The sequence below is a fragment of the Pseudomonas sp. FFPRI_1 genome (assembly GCF_055384485.1).
Genome location: NZ_AP029168.1, coordinates 6,938,707 through 6,956,426 on the forward strand (window position 1 = coordinate 6,938,707; position 17,720 = coordinate 6,956,426).

A 17,720-nucleotide genomic window follows, 5' to 3' on the forward strand; every position below is an offset into this window, starting at 1 on the left:
AGCCAGCTCCTACACCGACCCCGTAGGAGCCGGCTCGCCGGCGAAGGGGCTCAGCGCTCAGGCGCGAGCAGCGCACACAGCTTGGCGGTTGCCGCGATCATCTGCCCGCTGGGCCGTTCCAGGCCCTTGTCGTTTACCAGCAACAACCGCCCCTGCTGCACTGCCGCAATCTGCGGCCAGGCTTTCCAGGCATCCAGCTGCCCCTGGGCGGTGGCGAGGATCGCCTGCGGATTGCGCTGCAACACCGATTCGATACTGACCTGGGGCGCCGGCAGTGGCTGCTCGGCAAACACGTTGCGCGCACCGCAGACGCTCAAGGCGTCACTGATGATCTGCCCACCGCCCACGGTGTACAGCGGCTGGTCCCAGACTTGATAGAACACGGCCAAGGGGGGCTCGCGGTGATAGCGCGCGCGCAACCGACTCAATTGCCGACTCAACTGCGTCGCTAGTTGCTGCCCAGCTGCAGGCCGCCCCAGACGCTCGCCGAGCTCGGCGATCTGCGCAATCAGTTGCTGAAGGTCATGGGGTTCGGCGACGTAGATGGCAATCCCCAGGCGTGACAGCTGTTCGCGCTGGGCCGGGCCCACACTGCCCGGCCAGAGCAGCAGCAAGTCGGGCTTGAGACTGAGCAGCCGCTCCATATCCAATTGGCCATAGCGTCCCACCGAAGGCAGACCGGCGATCTGTGGCGGGCGCTCGCCGGCATCCAGCACGCCGACCAGCAGCTCGGCGGCGCCTAACTCCACAACGATTTCCGAGAGCGATGGCGCCAGGCTAATCACCCGCGGTGCCGCCAGGGCGGGCACGCTGGCCAGCAGGCACAGGAGCGCCAGCCAACGCAGCATCAGGCGAGTTGACGCGGGATACGGTAAAGGTAGAACAGCACTGCGCTGGACAGCGCCAGCAGCATGAGCGGCACGGCTTCCAGGCCGACGAATACCGCCAGGGCACCGATCCAGGCCGGCAACGAGGCTGCCAGGAAAGCCGCGCGACGCCGAGCTGCCAGGGTGATCCAGGCAGCCGGCTCTTCAGGGGTGTCGAGGGCTTTACCGGTGGCGATCAAGGCATGCTTGTAGCCGTTGAAGAAACGCAGGCTGACGAACATCGAGGCCGTGCCGGCGATAAAGAACGGCATCGCCAGCACCGGCATGATCGCTTCGCCCTTACCGAACACCGCATTGATCACGAACAAAGGCAGCAAGGCCAACGCCAGGTATTGCCACCAGCTGACGGTCAGGCGCCGCCGTACTTGACCCCGAGTCACGCGCGGTCGACCTCGCCCTGATGCTCGTTGCCCATCATGTGGTCGAGCTTGCTGGCCTTGGTCGCCAGGTAGAGCTTGTTGTGAGGGTTATGCCCGGTGTGCAGCGGCACGCGCTCGGCCACCTGGATGCCCATCTCGGTCAAGGCCCTGACCTTGCGCGGGTTGTTGGTCATCAGGCGCAGGGACCTGACCCCCAGGTGCTCGAGCATCGGCAGGCACATGGCGTAGTCACGCTGGTCGGCGGCAAAGCCCAGGCGCTCATTGGCTTCCACGGTATCGGCGCCGCCATCTTGCAGCTCATAGGCCCGGACCTTGTTCAGCAAGCCGATGCCGCGGCCTTCCTGGCGCAGGTAAAGAATGACGCCGCGCCCTTCTCGGGCCACGGCCTGCATGGCCGCTTCCAGTTGCGAACCGCAGTCGCAGCGCTGGCTGAACAAGGCATCGCCGGTCAGGCATTCGGAGTGCAGACGGCCGAGCACCGGCGCGCCGTCGGCAATATCGCCGAGGCTGAGCACGACGTGCTCGCGGCCGGTGGCTTCATCGAGAAAACCATGCATGGTGAATTGCGCAAAAGGCGTAGGCAGCTTGCAAGCGGCAACAAAAACGACGGGCACTGTTGTGCTCCTGATCTGTATGAGGGCTCAAGATTAGTAGAGGCGGCATTGTAACAGCAGCCTCCACTGGGTGCTTAGGCTGAATTATCGGAGATAAAGATCGATAAGTTTGATCAACGGACCGCCGGTTGCGGCTCTCCGTCAAACGGATAGGGCTGCTTCCAGCGCAGGAAGATCGGGCGTAGGCTGCCGCTTTTCACCAACTGTTCCATGCGCTGGTCGTACAGGGAAAGCAGGGCACGGCCCCGGGGCGTGTCGGCGAACCCCAGGTACAGAGGCAGCTCGGTCAGGTGGGTACGCTTGAACTGGGCCGGGTCCCGGGCCTGGCCGAGCACGTAGTCGATCTCGGTCCGGGCATCGATGTAGTAGTCGGCACGGCTGTACAGCAACATCGGCAGGATGCCGACCCGGCGCCGGATCTCGTTGTAGCGCTGAACATTGGGCAGGTAGTCCTGGTATTTGTAGCCACGCACCCAGACCAGCCGGTAACTGCCCAGGGTTGCCAGGGTCAGCTCGGGATTGCTCGCCAGGCCCAATGAGTAGATATGGTCGGTGTCGTAGTTCCATTGCGGGTAGAGCACCCCGGGGGACTCGTCACGATAAGCCCCGACCTGGGCGTCCACTTCACCGCGCTGTACCAGGCCGACCGAGCGGGTGTAGGGCATGCTGCTGCGCTCGACCCGGACGCCCTGCACCTCGAAGACCTCCCGCAGGATGTCCCAGGCCAGGCCTTCGCCATCGGCTTCGGTGTACTGGCTCCACTCTTCACTGGCAATGCGGATCTGCTGGGGCAGTAGCGGCTGCTCGCCGGCCTGGGCGCCAAGAGCGTTCCAGAAAACCAGCAATACCAGCAGCCCGCGGCTGACACCCATGCCTGTCTCCTCAGCTAAAACACCACACCAGGCCTTGCATCGACAACCAGGCAAACACCCCGGCCAATACGTCGTCGAGCATGATGCCGACCCCACCGTGGACATGCCGGTCGACCCAGCGGATCGGCCACGGCTTGAGAATGTCGAAGAAGCGAAACACCAGGAACCCCGCCAGCAGCCAGTACCAGCCCTCGGGCACCAGCCACAGGGTGATCCACATGCCGACCATTTCGTCCCAGACGATGCCTTCGTGATCATGCACCCGCAGATCGTCGGCGACCTTGCCGCACAGCCAGAAGCCGAACAGCATGGTCACGCCGAGCATCAGCCAGTAGCCCCAGTCCGGCAGCATCTGCCACAGCGGGATAAAGGGTAGCGCAACCAGCGACCCCCAGGTGCCCGGTGCCTTGGGCAAGGTGCCGGAGCCAAAGCCGAACGCGAGGAAATGCCAGGGATTGCGCCAGACCGACGGCGGGACGAACTCCGCCGGGACCTGTTTGGGATGATCTGTCACGGTGTCTCCGCAAAGTGTTGATAACCCCGGGTACCGGGGGTGATGTCCTGCCCGTCGGCATCCCGCAGGGTAACCCCCTGCCCGGCCACGACCCGTCCCACCACATGCACCGGCCAGCCCGCCGCCAACAGGGGCGTCAGCTCGGCCGGGGGCAAGGTGAAGGCCAGTACATAGTCGTCGCCACCACTCAAGGCCGCGGTGCGAGCCTCTTGCCGGCCGAGGAAGCTCAGCAAGGCTGGCGACAAGGGCAACTGCTCGACGTCCACCTGCAAGGCGACTGCCGACGCCGCAGCGATGTGCCCGCAGTCGGCCAGCAGGCCGTCGGAGATATCCAGGGCCGCACTGGCCTTGCCGCGCAGGGCCTGGCCCAGGGCCAGCTGTGGCTGCGGCGACCAGTAATGGGCCAGCAGGGGATCGGCCACCGCCGGTTCAGCATCGCGCTGCCCCAGCACCAGGGGCAAGGCACCGGCGGCATTGCCCAGCTCGCCGCCGACACACAGCAGGTCGCCCGCCCGAGCACCGCTACGGGTCAGGGCCTGCCCCGCCGGGACACGCCCGAACACGGTCAGGGTCAGGGTTAGCGGGCCGCGAGTGGTATCGCCACCAATCAGGCGCACGCCACAGCTCTGGGCCATGGCGTTCAAACCACGGGCGTAGGCCTGCAGCCAATCGGCACTGATCGTCGGCAGGGTCAGGGCAAGGGTAAAGGCCAGGGGCGTGGCGCCCATGGCGGCCAGGTCGCTGACGGCCACCGCCAGGGAACGTTGGCCTAGAAGAAAGGGGTCGCAGGGGTCGGCGAAATGTACGCCGGCCACCAGGGTGTCGGTGGAAACGGCCAACTGCTCCCCGGGAGGAACAGCCAGCAAGGCACAGTCGTCGCCGATCCCCAGGGCAACACCCTCGCCGCCTTGCGCACAGGGCGCGGCAGCGAAGAAGTTGCGGATCAGCTCAAACTCGCCCATGGCAGCTGCAAGCGCGGATCAGCGCTTGAACGCCTTCACTTCAGCTTCACGCAGGCGCGGGGCCAGTTTGTCGAGCACACCGTTGACGAACTTGTGGCCATCGGTGGAACCGAAGACCTTGGCCAGTTCGATACCCTCGTTGATCACCACGCGGTACGGCACGTCGACGCGCTTGAGCAGCTCCCAGGTGGACAGGCGCAGAACCGCCAGCTCAACCGGGTCCAGTTCGTCGATGGCCAGGTCCAGGCAAGGCACGAGGGCGTTGTCGATCTCGTTCTTGTTGGCCGGAACCCCGTGCAGGATTTCACGGAAGTAGGCACCGTCGACGTCGGTGAAATCGTTGTCGACCCGGAACTGCGCTTCGATCTCGTTCAGCGAATGCTTGGCCATGTGCCATTGGTACAGCGCTTGGGTCGCGAGCTGACGGGCTTCACGACGCTTGGCGCTCTTGGATGGCTTGCCGGCATCCGCAGGCTTGGGATCGCGCGGGTTGAAACGATCGCTATCATCGCTAATCACTTGGCCTCCAACTGCGCCAGCAGGCTGACCATTTCCAGGGCGGACAAGGCAGCTTCAGCCCCTTTATTACCGGCCTTGGTGCCGGAACGCTCGATGGCTTGTTCGATCGAGTCCACGGTCAGTACGCCGAAGGCCACTGGCACGCCGAACTCCATGGACACCTGGGCCAGGCCCTTGGTGCACTCGCCCGCCACGTATTCGAAGTGCGGAGTACCGCCACGAATGACCGCGCCCAGGGCGACGATCGCCGCGAACTCACCCTTCTGTGCAACTTTCTGCGCAACCAACGGAATTTCGAAGGCGCCAGGAGCACGGATGATGGTGATATCGCTTTCGCTCACACCGTGGCGAACCAGGGCGTCAACCGCGCCGCTGACCAGGCTTTCGACGACGAAGCTGTTGAAACGGCCGACCACCAGGGCATAGCGGCCTTTAGGGGCGATGAAGGTACCTTCGATGGTCTTCAGGGTCATTCGACAAATCTCTTAAAGAGCCAGAGCGTGTCTAGTACACGCTCTTCAGTGATATTTGAACCGCGAATTTCAAGCCACAAACGACCGGCTTTTATTCGGAGGGCACGTATTCTACAACTTCCAGGTCGAAACCGGATATCGCATTAAACTTCATCGGCGCACTCATCAGGCGCATTTTGCGTACGCCCAGGTCGCGGAGGATCTGCGAACCGGCACCGACAATGCTGTAGGTGGTCGGTTTCTTCGCCGGCTGCTGGTCGGCCGTCTCGCGAATATGTGCCAGCAGCACGTCACCATCCAGTGGGTGGCCGAGCAACAGCACCACGCCGCTGCCAGCCTCGGCCACGGTGGCCATGGCCGCCCGCAGGCTCCAGCGGCCCGGCTGCTTGACCATCAGCAGGTCGCGCAGCGGGTCCATGTTGTGCACCCGCACCAGGGTCGGTTCTTCGGCACAGATCTCGCCCAGGGTCAGGGCCATGTGCACGTCGCCTTCCACCGAATCACGATAGGTCACCAGGTTGAACTGGCCCAGTTCGCTGTCCAGGGGCTGCTCGGCAATCCGCTGAACGGTACGTTCGTGGATCATCCGGTAGTGGATCAGGTCGGCAATGGTGCCGATCTTGATGTTGTGCTCGGCGGCGAAGGTTTCCAGCTCGGCGCGACGGGACATGGTGCCGTCGTCGTTCATCACCTCGCAGATCACCCCGCTCGGCTCGAACCCGGCCATGCGCGCCAGGTCGCAGGCGGCTTCGGTGTGGCCGGCGCGGGCCAGGGTGCCACCCGGCTGGGCCATCAGCGGGAAGATGTGGCCCGGGCTGACGATGTCTTCGGCCTTGGCGTCCTTGGCGGCGGCCGCTTGCACGGTGCGCGCCCGGTCGGCGGCGGAGATGCCGGTGGTCACGCCTTCGGTGGCCTCGATGGACACGGTGAACTTGGTACCAAAGCCCGAACCGTTGCGCGGCGCCATCAGCGGCAGCTTCAGCAGCTCGCAACGCTCGCGGCTCATGGGCATGCAGATCAGGCCCCGGGCGTGCTTGGCCATGAAGTTGATGTGCTCGGGCTTGCAGCACTCGGCGGCCATGATCAGGTCGCCTTCGTTCTCGCGGTCTTCGTCATCCATGAGGATGACCATCTTGCCTTGGCGGATGTCTTCAACCAGTTCTTCGATGCTGTTGAGCGCCACTCGGCACCCCCTTGGGTCAGGATTTGAGATAGCCGTTAGCGGCCAGAAAACTTTCGGTGATGGTGCCGCCCGTGGCCTCGGCCGCCTTGTCGCCCAGCAGCAGGCGCTCCAGGTAGCGTGCCAGCAGGTCGACCTCGAGGTTGACCTGCCGACCCGGCCGGTAGTCGGCCATGATGGTTTCCGCCAGGGTGTGGGGCACGATGGTCAGCTCGAACTCGGCACCGTTCACCGCGTTGACGGTCAGGCTGGTGCCGTCGACGGTGATCGAGCCTTTATGGGCGATGTACTTGGCCAGCTCCTTGGGGGCACGGATGCGGAACTGGATGGCCCGGGCATTTTCTTCCCGCGCCACGACTTCACCGACACCATCGACATGGCCGCTGACCAGGTGACCGCCCAGGCGGGTGGTCGGGGTCAGGGCCTTTTCCAGGTTGACCCGGCTACCGGCCTTCAACTGATGGAACGCGGTGCAGTCCAGGGTCTCGCGGCTGACATCGGCCCAGAAACCATCGCCCGGCAGCTCGACGGCGGTCAGGCAGACGCCGTTCACCGCAATGCTGTCGCCCAGTTTGACGTCGGCCAGATCAAGCTTGCCGGTTTCTACATAGACCCGCACATCTCCGCCTTTTGGGGTCAATGCGCGAATGCTGCCGATGGATTCGATGATGCCGGTGAACATGGAGTCCTCCTCGAGAACAGGGCCGCCGGGTAGGCGAAAGTCGGGAATTATACGCTCGCTGGCGGGGCCGGGATGGCAGTGACTCGCCAGTCATCGCCCACCGCACGCATTTCAATGATCTTGAGCAAGGGCGCCTCGCTCATCTGCGCCAGCGGCCAGTCCAGCAACGGCCGGGCCGAGGAACCGAGGAACTTGCCGGCGATGAAGATCTGGTACTCGTCCACCAGGCCCTGCTGGGCAAAGGCGCCGGCCAGTCGCGGGCCGGCTTCCACCAGCACTTCGTTGACGCCACGGGCGGCCAGCTCCAGCAGCAGGCGGCGCAGGTCCACCTGGCCGTCGGGGCCGGGCACGATCAGGCACTCCGGACCGTTGGCGTATTGCTCTTCCACTGCCGCGCAGGTGGCCACCAAGGCCGGACCAGCCTTGAAGAACGGCGCATCGAGGGGCACCCGCAGGCGGCCATCGATCAGCACTCGCAGCGGTGGACGGCTCATGGCCAGCGCCGTCTGTTCGGCGTCCAGCCCCAGCTCGGCAGCACGTACCGTCAACCGGGCGTCATCCGCCAGTACCGTATCGGCGCCGGTCAGCACCACGCTGGATTCGGCCCGCAGGCGCTGCACCGCGGAACGTGCGGCAGGTCCGGTGATCCACTGGCTCTCGCCACTGGCCATGGCGGTACGACCGTCCAGGCTCATGGCCAGCTTGACCCGCACATAGGGCAGGCCCTGTTCCATGCGTTTCAGGAAGCCCTTGTTGATCGCGCGGGCCTCAGCCTCCAGCACTCCGCTGTGAGTGGCGATGCCGGCCTGGGCCAGGCGCTGCAGGCCACGCCCGGCGACTTCCGGGTTGGGGTCCTGCATGGCCGCCACCACCCGCGCCACTCCGGCATTCACCAGGGCATCGGCGCACGGCGGGGTGCGGCCATGGTGGCTGCAGGGTTCCAGGGTCACATAGGCGGTGGCGCCTCGGGCCAGGTCGCTGGCGGCGCGCAGCGCATGTACTTCAGCATGGGGCTCGCCAGCCCGGACATGCCAGCCTTCGCCCACCACCTGGCCGTCGCGCACGATGACGCAACCGACACGGGGATTGGGATGGGTGCTGTACAGCCCCTGGCGCGCCAGCTCCAGGGCCCGGGCCATGTAGTGCGCATCGAGTACCGCTTGTTCCGCAGGCTGGCTCATTGCTTGACCGGCTCGCGGGCGAGACGGTCGATCTCTTCGCGAAATTCGTTGAGGTCCTGGAAGCGCCGGTAGACCGAGGCAAAGCGGATGTAGGCGACTTCATCGAGCTTCTGCAGCTCGGTCATCACCAGTTCACCCACGACCAGGGACTTGACTTCCCGCTCGCCGGTGGCCCGCAGCTTGTGCTTGATGTGCACCAGAGCCGCCTCCAGGCGCTCGACGCTCACCGGGCGTTTTTCCAGGGCGCGCTGCATACCGGCGCGCAGTTTTTCTTCGTCGAAGGGCTGACGGCTGCCGTCAGTCTTGATCAGGCGCGGCAACACCAGTTCGGCGGTTTCGAAGGTGGTGAAACGCTCACCACAGGCCAGGCATTCACGCCGGCGGCGCACCTGTTCGCCCTCGGCGACCAGACGCGAGTCGATGACCTTGGTGTCGTTGGCACCGCAGAAGGGACAGTGCATGGTGGCAGGCAACAAAAAAAGGGAGGGCCATGGTAGCGCATCCCACTGGCAAGACAAGCCATAGCCTTTACGGTATACAGACCGACTATTATGTTTCGCACACGGAAATTCGCCTTGTTGGAGCTTCAGATGCCGCTCAGACCGCTTGTTTTGCTCAGTCTTGTCAGCCTGCTGGTCGCTTGCAGCAGCGATGCTCCAAAACCTGCGGCCCCCGCCTCTGCCCCGCAGCAGAGCGTGAAAAAAAACCAGGAACCCGCCGACCTCGGCCCGTTGCCAGCCTATCAGCGCGAGCTGAGCGGTACCCTCGACGGCATACCGGCCGGTGCCGACGTCGAGCTGGCGCTGTTAGTGATCGATGAGCGCGGGCGTCCGCAACGCCTCCTGGCCAGCAGCAACCTGACCGGCACCAACCAGGCCCTGCCGTTTCGTCTGCGCTTCGCTCCCGAAGCCTTCCCGGCCGGCGCCCGGGTCGAACTGCGCGGTCGTGCCAGCCAGTCCGGCCAGTTGATCCTGCATCTGCCGGCACAGCGCATCGCCCAGCCCACCACCCAGGCCGTGGGACAACTGCAATTCGTCAAAGCCCCATGAATGTACCGCTCGACCTGCAAGACGCCCTCAGCGAGCTGCTCGGGGATGCGCAACTGGTAGCCTGCGAACTGCCCGACACTCGCCTGAAACTCTGGCTGATCGACGCCGACAACATGGACCGCGCCTTCACCCCGGAAGAGACCCGGCGCATCCTCCACGAGCCGCCCTACTGGAGTTTCTGCTGGGCCAGCGGCCTGGCCATGGCCCGCTACCTGGCGGAGCATCCGCACTGGGTGCAGGGCAAACGCGTCCTGGATTTCGGGGCCGGCTCCGGCGTGGCGGCGATTGCCGCGGCCAAAGCCGGTGCCCTGGAAGTGGTGGCCTGCGACCTCGACCCACTGGCCATTGCCGCCTGCCGGGCCAATGCGCAGCTCAACGGCGTCGAACTCAGCTATTCCACGGATTTTTTCGCCGAGGCCGATCGCTTCGACCTGATCCTGGTGGCGGACGTATTGTATGACCGGGCCAACCTGCCGCTGCTGGACGAGTTCCTCAGCCGTGGCCGCGAAGCCCTGGTGGCGGACTCCCGGGTCAGGGACTTCCAGCACCCGCTGTACCAGCGCCTGCAAGTGCTCAATGCCCTGACCCTGCCGGACCTGGCAGAGCCCTGGGAATTTCGCAACGTGAGCCTGTATCACGCCCAGCGATCAAACGCTGCCGTAGCGCCTGCCGTAGCGGCGATGGCGATCCACCCCGACCAGCCTTTATAGTGGCTCCATTGCCGCTTACTCGAGATACCCCATGAGTCAGGAAACGCCGTACATCTTCGACGCCCACACCGCTGATTTCGACCAGTCGGTGATCGAGAACTCCTTCCACAAACCGGTCCTGGTGGACTTCTGGGCCGAGTGGTGTGCCCCCTGCAAAGCGCTGATGCCGATGCTGCAACAGATCGCCGAGAGCTATCAGGGCGAGTTGCTGCTGGCCAAGGTCAACTGCGATATCGAACAGGACATCGTCGCCCGCTTCGGCATCCGCAGCCTGCCCACCGTGGTGCTGTTCAAGGACGGCCAGCCGGTGGACGGCTTCGCCGGCGCGCAGCCTGAATCGGCGGTGCGAGCCATGCTCGAACCCCATGTGCAAATGCCGCCACCACCCGCCGCCGATCCACTGGAACAGGCCGAAGCGCTGTTCGCTGAAGGGCGTATCGGTGATGCCGAAGCCCTCCTCAAAGTGCTGCTGGGTGAAGACAACAGCAATGCCAAGGCACTGATCCTGTATGCCCGCTGCCTGGCCGAGCGCGGCGAACTGGGTGAGGCCCAGACCGTGCTCGACGCGGTCAAGAGCGATGAGCACAAGGCCGCCCTGGCCGGCGCCAAGGCGCAGATCACCTTTCTCAAGCAGGCGGCGGACCTGCCGGATGCCGCAGAGCTCAAGGCGCGCCTGGCCAAGGACCCGCTGGACGATGAGGCGCTGTACCAGCTGTCAATCCAGCAACTGGCGCGCCAGCAATACGAAGCAGCGCTGGAAGCCCTGCTGAAACTCTTCATGCGCAACCGCAGCTACAACGAAGGCATAGCCCACAAGACCCTGCTGCAGGTATTCGACCTGCTGGGCAATGATCACCCGCTGGTGACCGCCTACCGCCGCAAACTGTTCGCCGCGCTGTACTGAGCCTGATGCGCCAGCGCTGGTGTAGGTGCTGGCTTGTGTAGGAGCTGGCTTGCCAGCGAATGCGCTCTGACAGACAGAGCCCTTTCGCCAGCAAGCTGGCTCCTACAGGATTACTGTACCCAGCTGTAGAGCGGCGTATCGGCGCCGCTGACCACCTTGACCTCGGCGCAGTGGCGCAAGCGCACCAGCAATCGCTTGCCCGCCGCCGCGCTACCGGTCAGCCCCTCCAACTGTTCCAGCAACTGCGGCCCGCTGATCTGGCCCGCCTTGCGCAACAGATCCTTGGCGGTCTGCCACAGGGCATCGTCCTGGCTGGCCGGCCTGGCCGTCGGCGCCGCCGCTTCAGGTTTGGCCGCCTGCAACTGCGCCGCCAGTTGTGCCCAGTCGCCCTCGTCCAGCTCCAGGGTCAAATCCACCGGCCAATCGCCGATGCTTCCACGAATCCGCAACATGAGAGTGCTCCCGATTTTTCTGACGAGCATGCTCCCACGCGTCTTGCGCAACGCCAAGCGGGCAGTCAAACTCCGCCGAGCATTGTTATAAGATCACATAACATTTATTTCATCTTCACCCGGAGACTTGCCATGCGTCGTCTGCTATTCGCCCTGCCGTTCGCCCTGCTGCCGCTGGCCGCTGCCCAGACGGCGCTAGCCCATGAGCATGAACATGAACACGGCAGCCTCGGCGCCCACGAACATGGCGTTGCCCGACTCAACGCCGTACTCGACGGCCAGGCCCTGGAGCTGGAGTTGGAAAGCCCGGCGATGAACCTGGTCGGTTTCGAGCACGCCCCCAGTACCGACGCCGACAAGGCCAAGGTCGCTGCCGCCCGCGCCCAGCTGGAACAGCCCCTGGTGCTGTTCAGCCTGCCCAAGGCCGCCGCTTGCGTCGTGAGCAAACAGGAGCTGGAAAGCCCGCTGTTCGGCGACAAGCCCGAGGCCGACGAGCATGACGATGACGACCACGACGAAGATGCCAAGGGCGCCGATGGCCATGAGCATCACCACGAACACAGCGAAATTCACGCCCACTACCAGTTCACCTGCGCCAAACCGGACGCCTTGAGCAACCTCGACCTGGGGACAATCTTCAAGACCTTCCCCGCCACCCAGAAAATTCAGGTACAACTCATTTCGCCCAGTGGCCAGCAAGGTGTCGAAGCCACCGCCAAGGCCGCCAGCCTGAAATTCTGAGCGCCGTCCCCTGTAGCCGCAGCCTCCGGCAGCGGCTGCAAAACCCACTCCATGATCGGCTCGACATGACCCAAGCACTTATCGAACTGTCCGACCTGAGCTTCAACTGGCCCGGTCACCCACAGTTGCTGGATATCCCGGCCTTTCGCCTGGAAGCCGGTGAGACGCTGTTTCTCAAAGGCCCCAGCGGCAGTGGCAAGACCACTCTCCTGGGGCTGCTGGGGGGTGTACAGAAGCCCAGCCAGGGCAGCATCCGCCTGCTGGGCCAGGAACTGACCGAGCTGTCTGCCGGGGCCCGCGATCGTTTTCGCGTGAATCACACCGGCTACATCTTCCAACAGTTCAACCTGCTGCCGTTTCTCTCGGTGCGCGAGAACGTCGAACTGCCCTGCCACTTCTCCAGGCTGCGGGCCAGCCGCGCCGCCGAGCGCCACGGCAGCGTCGACCGGGCTGCGGCCACCCTGCTGGCTCACCTGGGCCTGAAGGACCCCGAGCTGCTCAAGCGCCGCGCCGACTCGCTGTCCATCGGTCAGCAACAGCGGGTCGCCGCGGCCCGGGCGCTGATCGGCCAACCGGAGCTGGTGATCGCCGACGAGCCGACCTCGGCCCTCGATCATGACGCTCGGGGGGCCTTCCTTCAGTTGCTCTTCGCCGAGTGCCGCGAGGCTGGGGCCAGCCTGCTGTTCGTCAGCCATGACCAGAGCCTGGCGCCATTGTTCGATCGCAACCTGTCGCTGGCCGAACTCAATCGCGCCGCCAAGCCTGCAGAGGTCTGAGATGTATCTGTTCCGTCTAGCCATGGCCAGCCTGGCTAACCGCCGCTTCACGGCGATCCTCACGGCCTTCGCCATTGCCCTCTCGGTCTGCCTGCTGCTGGCGGTGGAGCGGGTGCGCACCGAAGCCCGAGCCAGCTTCGCCAGCACCATCAGCGGTACCGACCTGATCGTCGGCGCCCGCTCCGGCTCGGTGAACCTGCTGCTGTATTCGGTGTTTCGCATCGGCAACGCCACCAACAACATCCGCTGGGACAGCTTCGAACACTTTGCCAACAACCCGAAGGTGAAATGGGCGATCCCGATTTCCCTGGGCGACTCCCATCGCGGCTACCGGGTGATGGGCACCACCGACGCCTACTTCCAGCACTACCAGTACGGCCGCCAGCAGAACCTGCAACTGGCCGTGGGCCGGGCCTTCGCCACGGATCCCTTCGAGGTGGTACTCGGGGCCGAAGTGGCCGACGCCCTGCACTACAAGCTGGGGGACCAACTGGTGCTAGCCCACGGCGTGGCAGCCATCAGCCTGGTCAAGCACGACGACAAGCCCTTCACCGTGGTCGGCATCCTCAAGCGCACCGGCACTCCGGTGGACCGCACCCTGCATATCAGCCTGGGCGGCATGGAGGCGATCCACATCGACTGGCACAACGGCGTGCCCGCCCGTGGCGACGGCCGCATCAGCGCCGACCAGGCCCGCAACATGGACCTGACGCCCCAGGCCATCACGGCCTTCATGCTCGGCCTCAACAGCAAGATCTCGACCTTCGCCCTGCAACGGGAGATCAACGAATTTCGCGGCGAGCCCATGCTGGCGATCCTTCCCGGGGTCGCCCTGCAGGAGCTCTGGAGCCTGATGGGCACCGCCGAAAAGGCCTTGTTCGTGGTCTCGCTGTTCGTGGTCCTGACCGGCCTGATCGGCATGCTCACGGCCATTCTCACCAGCCTCAATGAACGTCGCCGGGAGATGGCCATTCTGCGTTCGGTGGGCGCCCGTCCCTGGCACATCGCGACCCTGCTGGTACTGGAGGCGTTCGCCCTGGCGCTGTTCGGCGTGCTGGCCGGGCTCGGCCTGCTGTACCTGGGCATCGCCCTGGCCCAGGGCTACGTGCAGTCGACCTACGGCCTGTACCTGCCCCTGGCCTGGCCGAGCCAGTATGAGTGGACGCTGCTGGGCGGTATCCTGATTGCCGCGCTGCTGATGGGCAGCGTGCCGGCCTGGCGTGCCTACCGGCAATCCCTGGCCGATGGCCTGTCGATTCGTTTATGAGCACCGGTTTATGAGAGCTGATCTGCTGCGTCACCTGCTTGCCCTGTCGCTGCTGGTCGCCACTCCCCTGTGGGCGGCCACGGCGCCAAAAGACCTGACCTGGTCGGAAATGATCCCGGCGGACGCGCCAGCGGAAGTGCCGAACATGAAGCCCCTGCACGACCTGTCGCAAATGAGCGACGCGCTGGCTGCGGAGTCGGCTCCCGCGGCCAAGCAGGACCTGCCCAATGCACCGGTGGTCAAGAGCCTCGACGGCCAGTCGGTTCGCCTGCCCGGCTACATCGTGCCACTTGAGGTGAATGAAGAAGGGCGCACCACGGACTTCCTGCTGGTGCCCTACTTCGGAGCCTGCATCCACGTGCCGCCACCGCCATCGAACCAGATCGTCCATGTCACCAGCGAGGTCGGGGTCAAGCTCGATGAGCTGTATCAACCTTACTGGATCGAGGGCGACATGCAGGTCAAGCCTTCCAGCAGCGAGCTGGCGGATGCCGGCTACCAGATGGCGGCGCAGAAGATCTACATCTACGAACTGCCGGAGTAAATGCCCTGGCAGGAGCCGGCTTGCCGGCGCAGAAGGCGAACACCAAAAGAACGCGGGGCAAAAGAATAGTTCAGCACCGAAGCCGGGGTCTGCCATTTCATTGAGCTGAGTCAAGGTGGTCAACTTGACGATCCTTACCATTGGACATAGCCAATCTGAATCGTCCTTTGGAGCTCCCATGCACAAGTCCCTGCTTAGCGCTTCCCTGATCGCGCTCGCACTCGCCGCCCCCCTTGCCAACGCTCACGAAGCTGGTGACATCATCGTTCGTGCCGGTGCGATTACCGTCAAACCCAAGGCCAACAGCTCCGACGTCAAAGTCGACAGCGGCCCCCTGGCCGGTGCCAACCTGGGCGGCAAGGCAACCATGAGCAGCGACACGCAGCTGGGCCTGAACTTCGCCTACATGCTGACCAACAACATCGGTATCGAACTGCTGGCCGCGACCCCGTTCGAACACGACGTGAAGATCCGCAACACCTCCCTGGCTCCGGCCAACGGCAAGCTCGGTACCCTCAAGCACCTGCCGCCAACCCTGAGCGTGGTGTACTACCCACTGGACCACAAGTCGGTGTTCCAACCCTACGTCGGTGCCGGTATCAACTACACCTGGATCTACGACGAACACGTTGGCAGCCGCGCCCAATCCGAAGGTTTCGACAACTTCCGCGCCAAGAACTCCTGGGGCCTGGCCTGGCAGATCGGTGCCGACTACATGCTGACCGACAACATCATGATCAACGCCCAGGCACGCTACATCGATATCGATACCCGCGCCTACGTGGACAACAACGCGCTGGCCGCCGGCACTCGGGCCAAGGTCAATGTCGACGTCGATCCTTGGGTCTACATGGTTGGCCTGGGCTACAAGTTCTAAGCCCGCCAGTTACAAGAAAGGCGCCTCTCAAGGCGCCTTTTTCATGTCCGCGATAAACCTCAGCGTCCCATCAGCCGGGCCAGGCCGACACTCATCGGCGTGGGCTCGGGGAAGTTGAAGCGCTGCAGCAACCGCTGGTTGTTGGCCCGCGAATGACGAATATCACCGGCCCGAGCCGGACCGTAGCTGATGGGTGGCAGGTCGCCGACCACCTCGGCCAGGGCCGCAAGCATCTGCTTGAGGGTGGTGGCCTGGTTCAAGCCGACGTTGACCGCCCCCACTTCCAGTTGCGCTGCTTCGATGGCCTGCACCAGCACCTGCACCAGGTCGCCAACATAGAGGAAGTCCCGGGTCTGCTCGCCATCACCGAACACGGTGATCGGCAGGCCTTGCTGAGCCCGCTCGGTGAAAATGCTGATCACCCCGGAATACGGCGAAGACGGATCCTGGCGCGGGCCGAAGATGTTGAAGAAGCGAAAGATCGCCGGCTCCAGAGCATGCTGGCGCCGGTAGAAGTCGAAGTAGTATTCACTGGCCAGCTTGTCCGACGCGTAAGGCGTCAGCGGAGCCTTGGCGGTGTCTTCGTCAATCGACTGGCCTTCGCCATTGTTGCCATAGACCGCCGCGCTGGAAGCGAACAGCACCCGCTTGACGCCATGCTCGCGCATGGCCTCGCAGACATTCAGGGTGCCGATGAAATTGCTCTGGTGGGTCTGGACCGGGTCGTCCACCGAGGCCTGCACCGAGGCTACCGCCGCCAGGTGCGCCACGGCGCCGCAGCCGCGCATCGCCCGGCTCACCAGGGCCGCATCGGCGACGTTACCCTCGATCAACTCCAATCGTGGGTTGTCCAGTGGCAGGTTGCTGGGTTTGCCGGTGGACAAGTCATCCAGGACGCGCACCGCGTACCCTTTGGCCAGCAACGCATCGGTGAGGTGCGAACCAATAAAACCGGCACCGCCGGTGATCAATACAGGGCCATCAACCATGACGGTAGAACCTATCCAGTAATGCCGGGAGTGCGGCGCGCCAGGCACGCGGCTTGATCCCGAAGGTGTGAAGGATTTTCTTGCAGGCCAGCACCGCGTGCTGCGGCTCTTCGGCGGCATCGGCACTGGCCGCGTGAGCCTGGGCAGTGGGTGCCTCGATGGCCAGCGGATGCAGCTGTCGCGCCTCGGTCAGTATCGCCTGCCCCAGGGCCAGGGGCGTGGTCGCTTCCTGCCCGGCGTAGTGATAGGTGCCCCACAGGGGCGCCGCGCAATCAAGCTGCTTGAGCACCGAGATGATCACCCGCGCCGCATCGTCCACCGGGGTCGGATTGCCCCGGCGGTCATCCGCCATGAGCAGTTCTTCCGAGGATTCGGCACGGGCCAGGAAGCGCCCGAGAATGCCCTCGGCGCTGTCATCGAGCAGCCAGCCAAAACGCAGCAGCACGTGTTGCGGGCAGGTCGCGCGAACGCTCTGCTCGATCCGCCACAGCGCCTGGCCGCGCAGCCCCAGGGGCACTGGTTCGTCTTTCTCGCTGTAGGCCGTGGCCCGCGAGCCGTCGAACACCCGGTAGCTCGAAGGCTGCACAAGAATGATGTTGTGATGCTGACAAAGCTCCGCCAGCCGCTCTACCGCCCGTTCCTGACCGCTCAGGCGCGCTTCGCTCACCGTCTCCGCCTGAAACCAGTCGAAGTAGTAAGCCAGGTTGATCAAGGCATCCGGACGGGTGTCGTCGAGCAGTTGCGTCAGGCTCGCGGCGTCCCAGCCGTCTTGCGGCGGACGGGGGGCGAGGAAACCGATGTCTTCCTCCGCACCCAGGCGAATCAGCGCCTGCCCAAGGGCATTTCCGCCGCCCAGTAACATAAGGCGCATTCGCATAGAGTCAGCAGGCCCAATCTGTTCAGAACGATGGTTTGGATTGGCCAATCCCGGGGATTGGCCGTCAATAATTGTCAGAATCGTTGCATTTTGCGGGTTTGTGGCGCAACCGTCACTGAGAAACTATCAGCGTGACCTGACGTCATCCCTGTCCAGGCCTCACCCGCCGGCCCCCGTGGCGAAAGCTTGGCATTCATTGCCCTGCCTGCCTCTCCCGAACGCGACCCGGTCCTGCAGCGATATTAAGCGCAGTGCTTGCAAGTTGCCCCG

22 protein-coding genes and 1 pseudogene are annotated in these 17,720 nt (G+C 64.4%); 8 read left to right on the forward strand and 15 right to left on the reverse strand.

Annotated elements, in window-relative coordinates; genetic code table 11:
* Window positions 1–50: 50 nt before the first annotated feature.
* The 12 genes from ACZ5BO_RS31135 to nrdR all read right to left on the reverse strand — a co-directional run bounded on the left by ACZ5BO_RS31135 (window position 51) and on the right by nrdR (window position 8,725).
* Complete coding sequence (locus ACZ5BO_RS31135) at window positions 51–848, reverse strand: cobalamin-binding protein (protein ID WP_025129356.1); 798 nt, start codon at window positions 846–848, stop codon at window positions 51–53.
* Window positions 848–1,267 (reverse strand): hypothetical protein, encoded by a 420-nt coding sequence (locus ACZ5BO_RS31140; RefSeq protein ID WP_025129357.1) that lies wholly within the window; start codon window positions 1,265–1,267, stop codon window positions 848–850. Before ACZ5BO_RS31140 ends, ACZ5BO_RS31135 begins: the two co-directional genes overlap by 1 nt.
* The gene (gene ribA, locus ACZ5BO_RS31145) at window positions 1,264–1,881 is read right to left on the reverse strand and encodes a GTP cyclohydrolase II (RefSeq protein ID WP_025129358.1); all 618 of its coding nucleotides are present in this window, start codon (window positions 1,879–1,881) and stop codon (window positions 1,264–1,266) included. Before ribA ends, ACZ5BO_RS31140 begins: the two co-directional genes overlap by 4 nt.
* Window positions 1,882–1,994: 113 nt before the next feature.
* Window positions 1,995–2,753, reverse strand: a complete 759-nt coding sequence (locus ACZ5BO_RS31150) for a substrate-binding periplasmic protein (protein WP_025129359.1) — start codon at window positions 2,751–2,753, stop codon at window positions 1,995–1,997.
* Between the two features lie 10 nt (window positions 2,754–2,763).
* The gene (locus tag ACZ5BO_RS31155; protein ID WP_464697384.1) at window positions 2,764–3,267 is read right to left on the reverse strand and encodes a phosphatidylglycerophosphatase A family protein; all 504 of its coding nucleotides are present in this window, start codon (window positions 3,265–3,267) and stop codon (window positions 2,764–2,766) included.
* Window positions 3,264–4,229 carry a thiamine-phosphate kinase gene (gene thiL, locus ACZ5BO_RS31160; RefSeq protein ID WP_464697385.1) on the reverse strand — a complete coding sequence of 322 codons (966 nt, stop codon included), beginning with the start codon at window positions 4,227–4,229 and terminating at the stop codon, window positions 3,264–3,266. The genes ACZ5BO_RS31155 and thiL overlap by 4 nt, the downstream gene beginning before the upstream one ends.
* An 18-nt stretch (window positions 4,230–4,247) precedes the next feature.
* Window positions 4,248–4,748 carry a transcription antitermination factor NusB gene (gene nusB / locus ACZ5BO_RS31165; protein ID WP_025129362.1) on the reverse strand — a complete coding sequence of 167 codons (501 nt, stop codon included), beginning with the start codon at window positions 4,746–4,748 and terminating at the stop codon, window positions 4,248–4,250.
* Window positions 4,745–5,221, reverse strand: coding sequence for a 6,7-dimethyl-8-ribityllumazine synthase (gene ribH, locus ACZ5BO_RS31170; protein ID WP_011063735.1), 477 nt, complete (start codon window positions 5,219–5,221; stop codon window positions 4,745–4,747). The genes nusB and ribH overlap by 4 nt, the downstream gene beginning before the upstream one ends.
* A gap of 91 nt (window positions 5,222–5,312) precedes the next feature.
* On the reverse strand, window positions 5,313–6,404 hold the full coding sequence (gene ribBA / locus ACZ5BO_RS31175; RefSeq protein WP_025129363.1) for a bifunctional 3,4-dihydroxy-2-butanone-4-phosphate synthase/GTP cyclohydrolase II: 1,092 nt from the start codon (window positions 6,402–6,404) through the stop codon (window positions 5,313–5,315).
* Between the two features lie 16 nt (window positions 6,405–6,420).
* Window positions 6,421–7,083, reverse strand: coding sequence for a riboflavin synthase (locus ACZ5BO_RS31180; RefSeq protein WP_011063737.1), 663 nt, complete (start codon window positions 7,081–7,083; stop codon window positions 6,421–6,423).
* A gap of 47 nt (window positions 7,084–7,130) precedes the next feature.
* Window positions 7,131–8,264, reverse strand: coding sequence for a bifunctional diaminohydroxyphosphoribosylaminopyrimidine deaminase/5-amino-6-(5-phosphoribosylamino)uracil reductase RibD (gene ribD, locus ACZ5BO_RS31185; protein WP_464697386.1), 1,134 nt, complete (start codon window positions 8,262–8,264; stop codon window positions 7,131–7,133).
* The gene (nrdR, locus tag ACZ5BO_RS31190) at window positions 8,261–8,725 is read right to left on the reverse strand and encodes a transcriptional regulator NrdR (RefSeq protein ID WP_025129365.1); all 465 of its coding nucleotides are present in this window, start codon (window positions 8,723–8,725) and stop codon (window positions 8,261–8,263) included. Before nrdR ends, ribD begins: the two co-directional genes overlap by 4 nt.
* 129 nt (window positions 8,726–8,854) lie before the next feature.
* Between nrdR and ACZ5BO_RS31195 the strand changes: the two genes are divergently transcribed.
* The 3 genes and pseudogenes from ACZ5BO_RS31195 (at window position 8,855) to trxA (ending at window position 10,927) form a co-directional block, all read left to right on the forward strand.
* Window positions 8,855–9,313, forward strand: a complete 459-nt coding sequence (locus ACZ5BO_RS31195) for a hypothetical protein (protein WP_025129366.1) — start codon at window positions 8,855–8,857, stop codon at window positions 9,311–9,313.
* A pseudogene (locus ACZ5BO_RS31200) lies at window positions 9,310–9,960 on the forward strand (class I SAM-dependent methyltransferase); the annotation flags it as partial. The gene ACZ5BO_RS31195 and the pseudogene ACZ5BO_RS31200, both read left to right, overlap by 4 nt.
* A gap of 94 nt (window positions 9,961–10,054) precedes the next feature.
* Window positions 10,055–10,927 carry a thioredoxin gene (trxA, locus tag ACZ5BO_RS31205; protein WP_464697387.1) on the forward strand — a complete coding sequence of 291 codons (873 nt, stop codon included), beginning with the start codon at window positions 10,055–10,057 and terminating at the stop codon, window positions 10,925–10,927.
* Window positions 10,928–11,037: 110 nt separating this feature from the next.
* Here trxA and ACZ5BO_RS31210 read toward each other — a convergent pair whose 3' ends face one another.
* Window positions 11,038–11,379 carry a hypothetical protein gene (locus ACZ5BO_RS31210; RefSeq protein WP_025129369.1) on the reverse strand — a complete coding sequence of 114 codons (342 nt, stop codon included), beginning with the start codon at window positions 11,377–11,379 and terminating at the stop codon, window positions 11,038–11,040.
* A gap of 132 nt (window positions 11,380–11,511) precedes the next feature.
* On the opposite strand from ACZ5BO_RS31210, the gene ACZ5BO_RS31215 reads away from it, so the two are divergent.
* The 5 genes from ACZ5BO_RS31215 (at window position 11,512) to ACZ5BO_RS31235 (ending at window position 15,584) form a co-directional block, all read left to right on the forward strand.
* Window positions 11,512–12,120, forward strand: coding sequence for a DUF2796 domain-containing protein (locus ACZ5BO_RS31215; RefSeq protein ID WP_464697388.1), 609 nt, complete (start codon window positions 11,512–11,514; stop codon window positions 12,118–12,120).
* A 65-nt stretch (window positions 12,121–12,185) separates the two neighbouring features.
* On the forward strand, window positions 12,186–12,896 hold the full coding sequence (locus ACZ5BO_RS31220; protein WP_025129371.1) for an ABC transporter ATP-binding protein: 711 nt from the start codon (window positions 12,186–12,188) through the stop codon (window positions 12,894–12,896).
* A gap of 1 nt (window position 12,897) precedes the next feature.
* Window positions 12,898–14,163 carry an ABC transporter permease gene (locus ACZ5BO_RS31225; protein WP_025129372.1) on the forward strand — a complete coding sequence of 422 codons (1,266 nt, stop codon included), beginning with the start codon at window positions 12,898–12,900 and terminating at the stop codon, window positions 14,161–14,163.
* Window positions 14,164–14,185: 22 nt separating this feature from the next.
* On the forward strand, window positions 14,186–14,707 hold the full coding sequence (locus ACZ5BO_RS31230) for a DUF3299 domain-containing protein (protein ID WP_464701414.1): 522 nt from the start codon (window positions 14,186–14,188) through the stop codon (window positions 14,705–14,707).
* A 178-nt stretch (window positions 14,708–14,885) separates the two neighbouring features.
* The gene (locus ACZ5BO_RS31235; protein WP_025129374.1) at window positions 14,886–15,584 is read left to right on the forward strand and encodes an OmpW/AlkL family protein; all 699 of its coding nucleotides are present in this window, start codon (window positions 14,886–14,888) and stop codon (window positions 15,582–15,584) included.
* 59 nt (window positions 15,585–15,643) lie between these two features.
* Here the strand turns inward: ACZ5BO_RS31235 and ACZ5BO_RS31240 are convergent, their stop codons facing one another.
* Both ACZ5BO_RS31240 and ACZ5BO_RS31245 read right to left on the reverse strand, forming a co-directional pair.
* Window positions 15,644–16,573, reverse strand: coding sequence for an NAD-dependent epimerase/dehydratase family protein (locus ACZ5BO_RS31240; protein WP_464697389.1), 930 nt, complete (start codon window positions 16,571–16,573; stop codon window positions 15,644–15,646).
* A complete protein-coding gene (locus ACZ5BO_RS31245; protein ID WP_043274583.1) occupies window positions 16,566–17,450 on the reverse strand; it encodes a sugar nucleotide-binding protein in 885 nt (294 codons plus the stop codon). Before ACZ5BO_RS31245 ends, ACZ5BO_RS31240 begins: the two co-directional genes overlap by 8 nt.
* Between the last annotated feature and the right edge of the window lie 270 nt (window positions 17,451–17,720).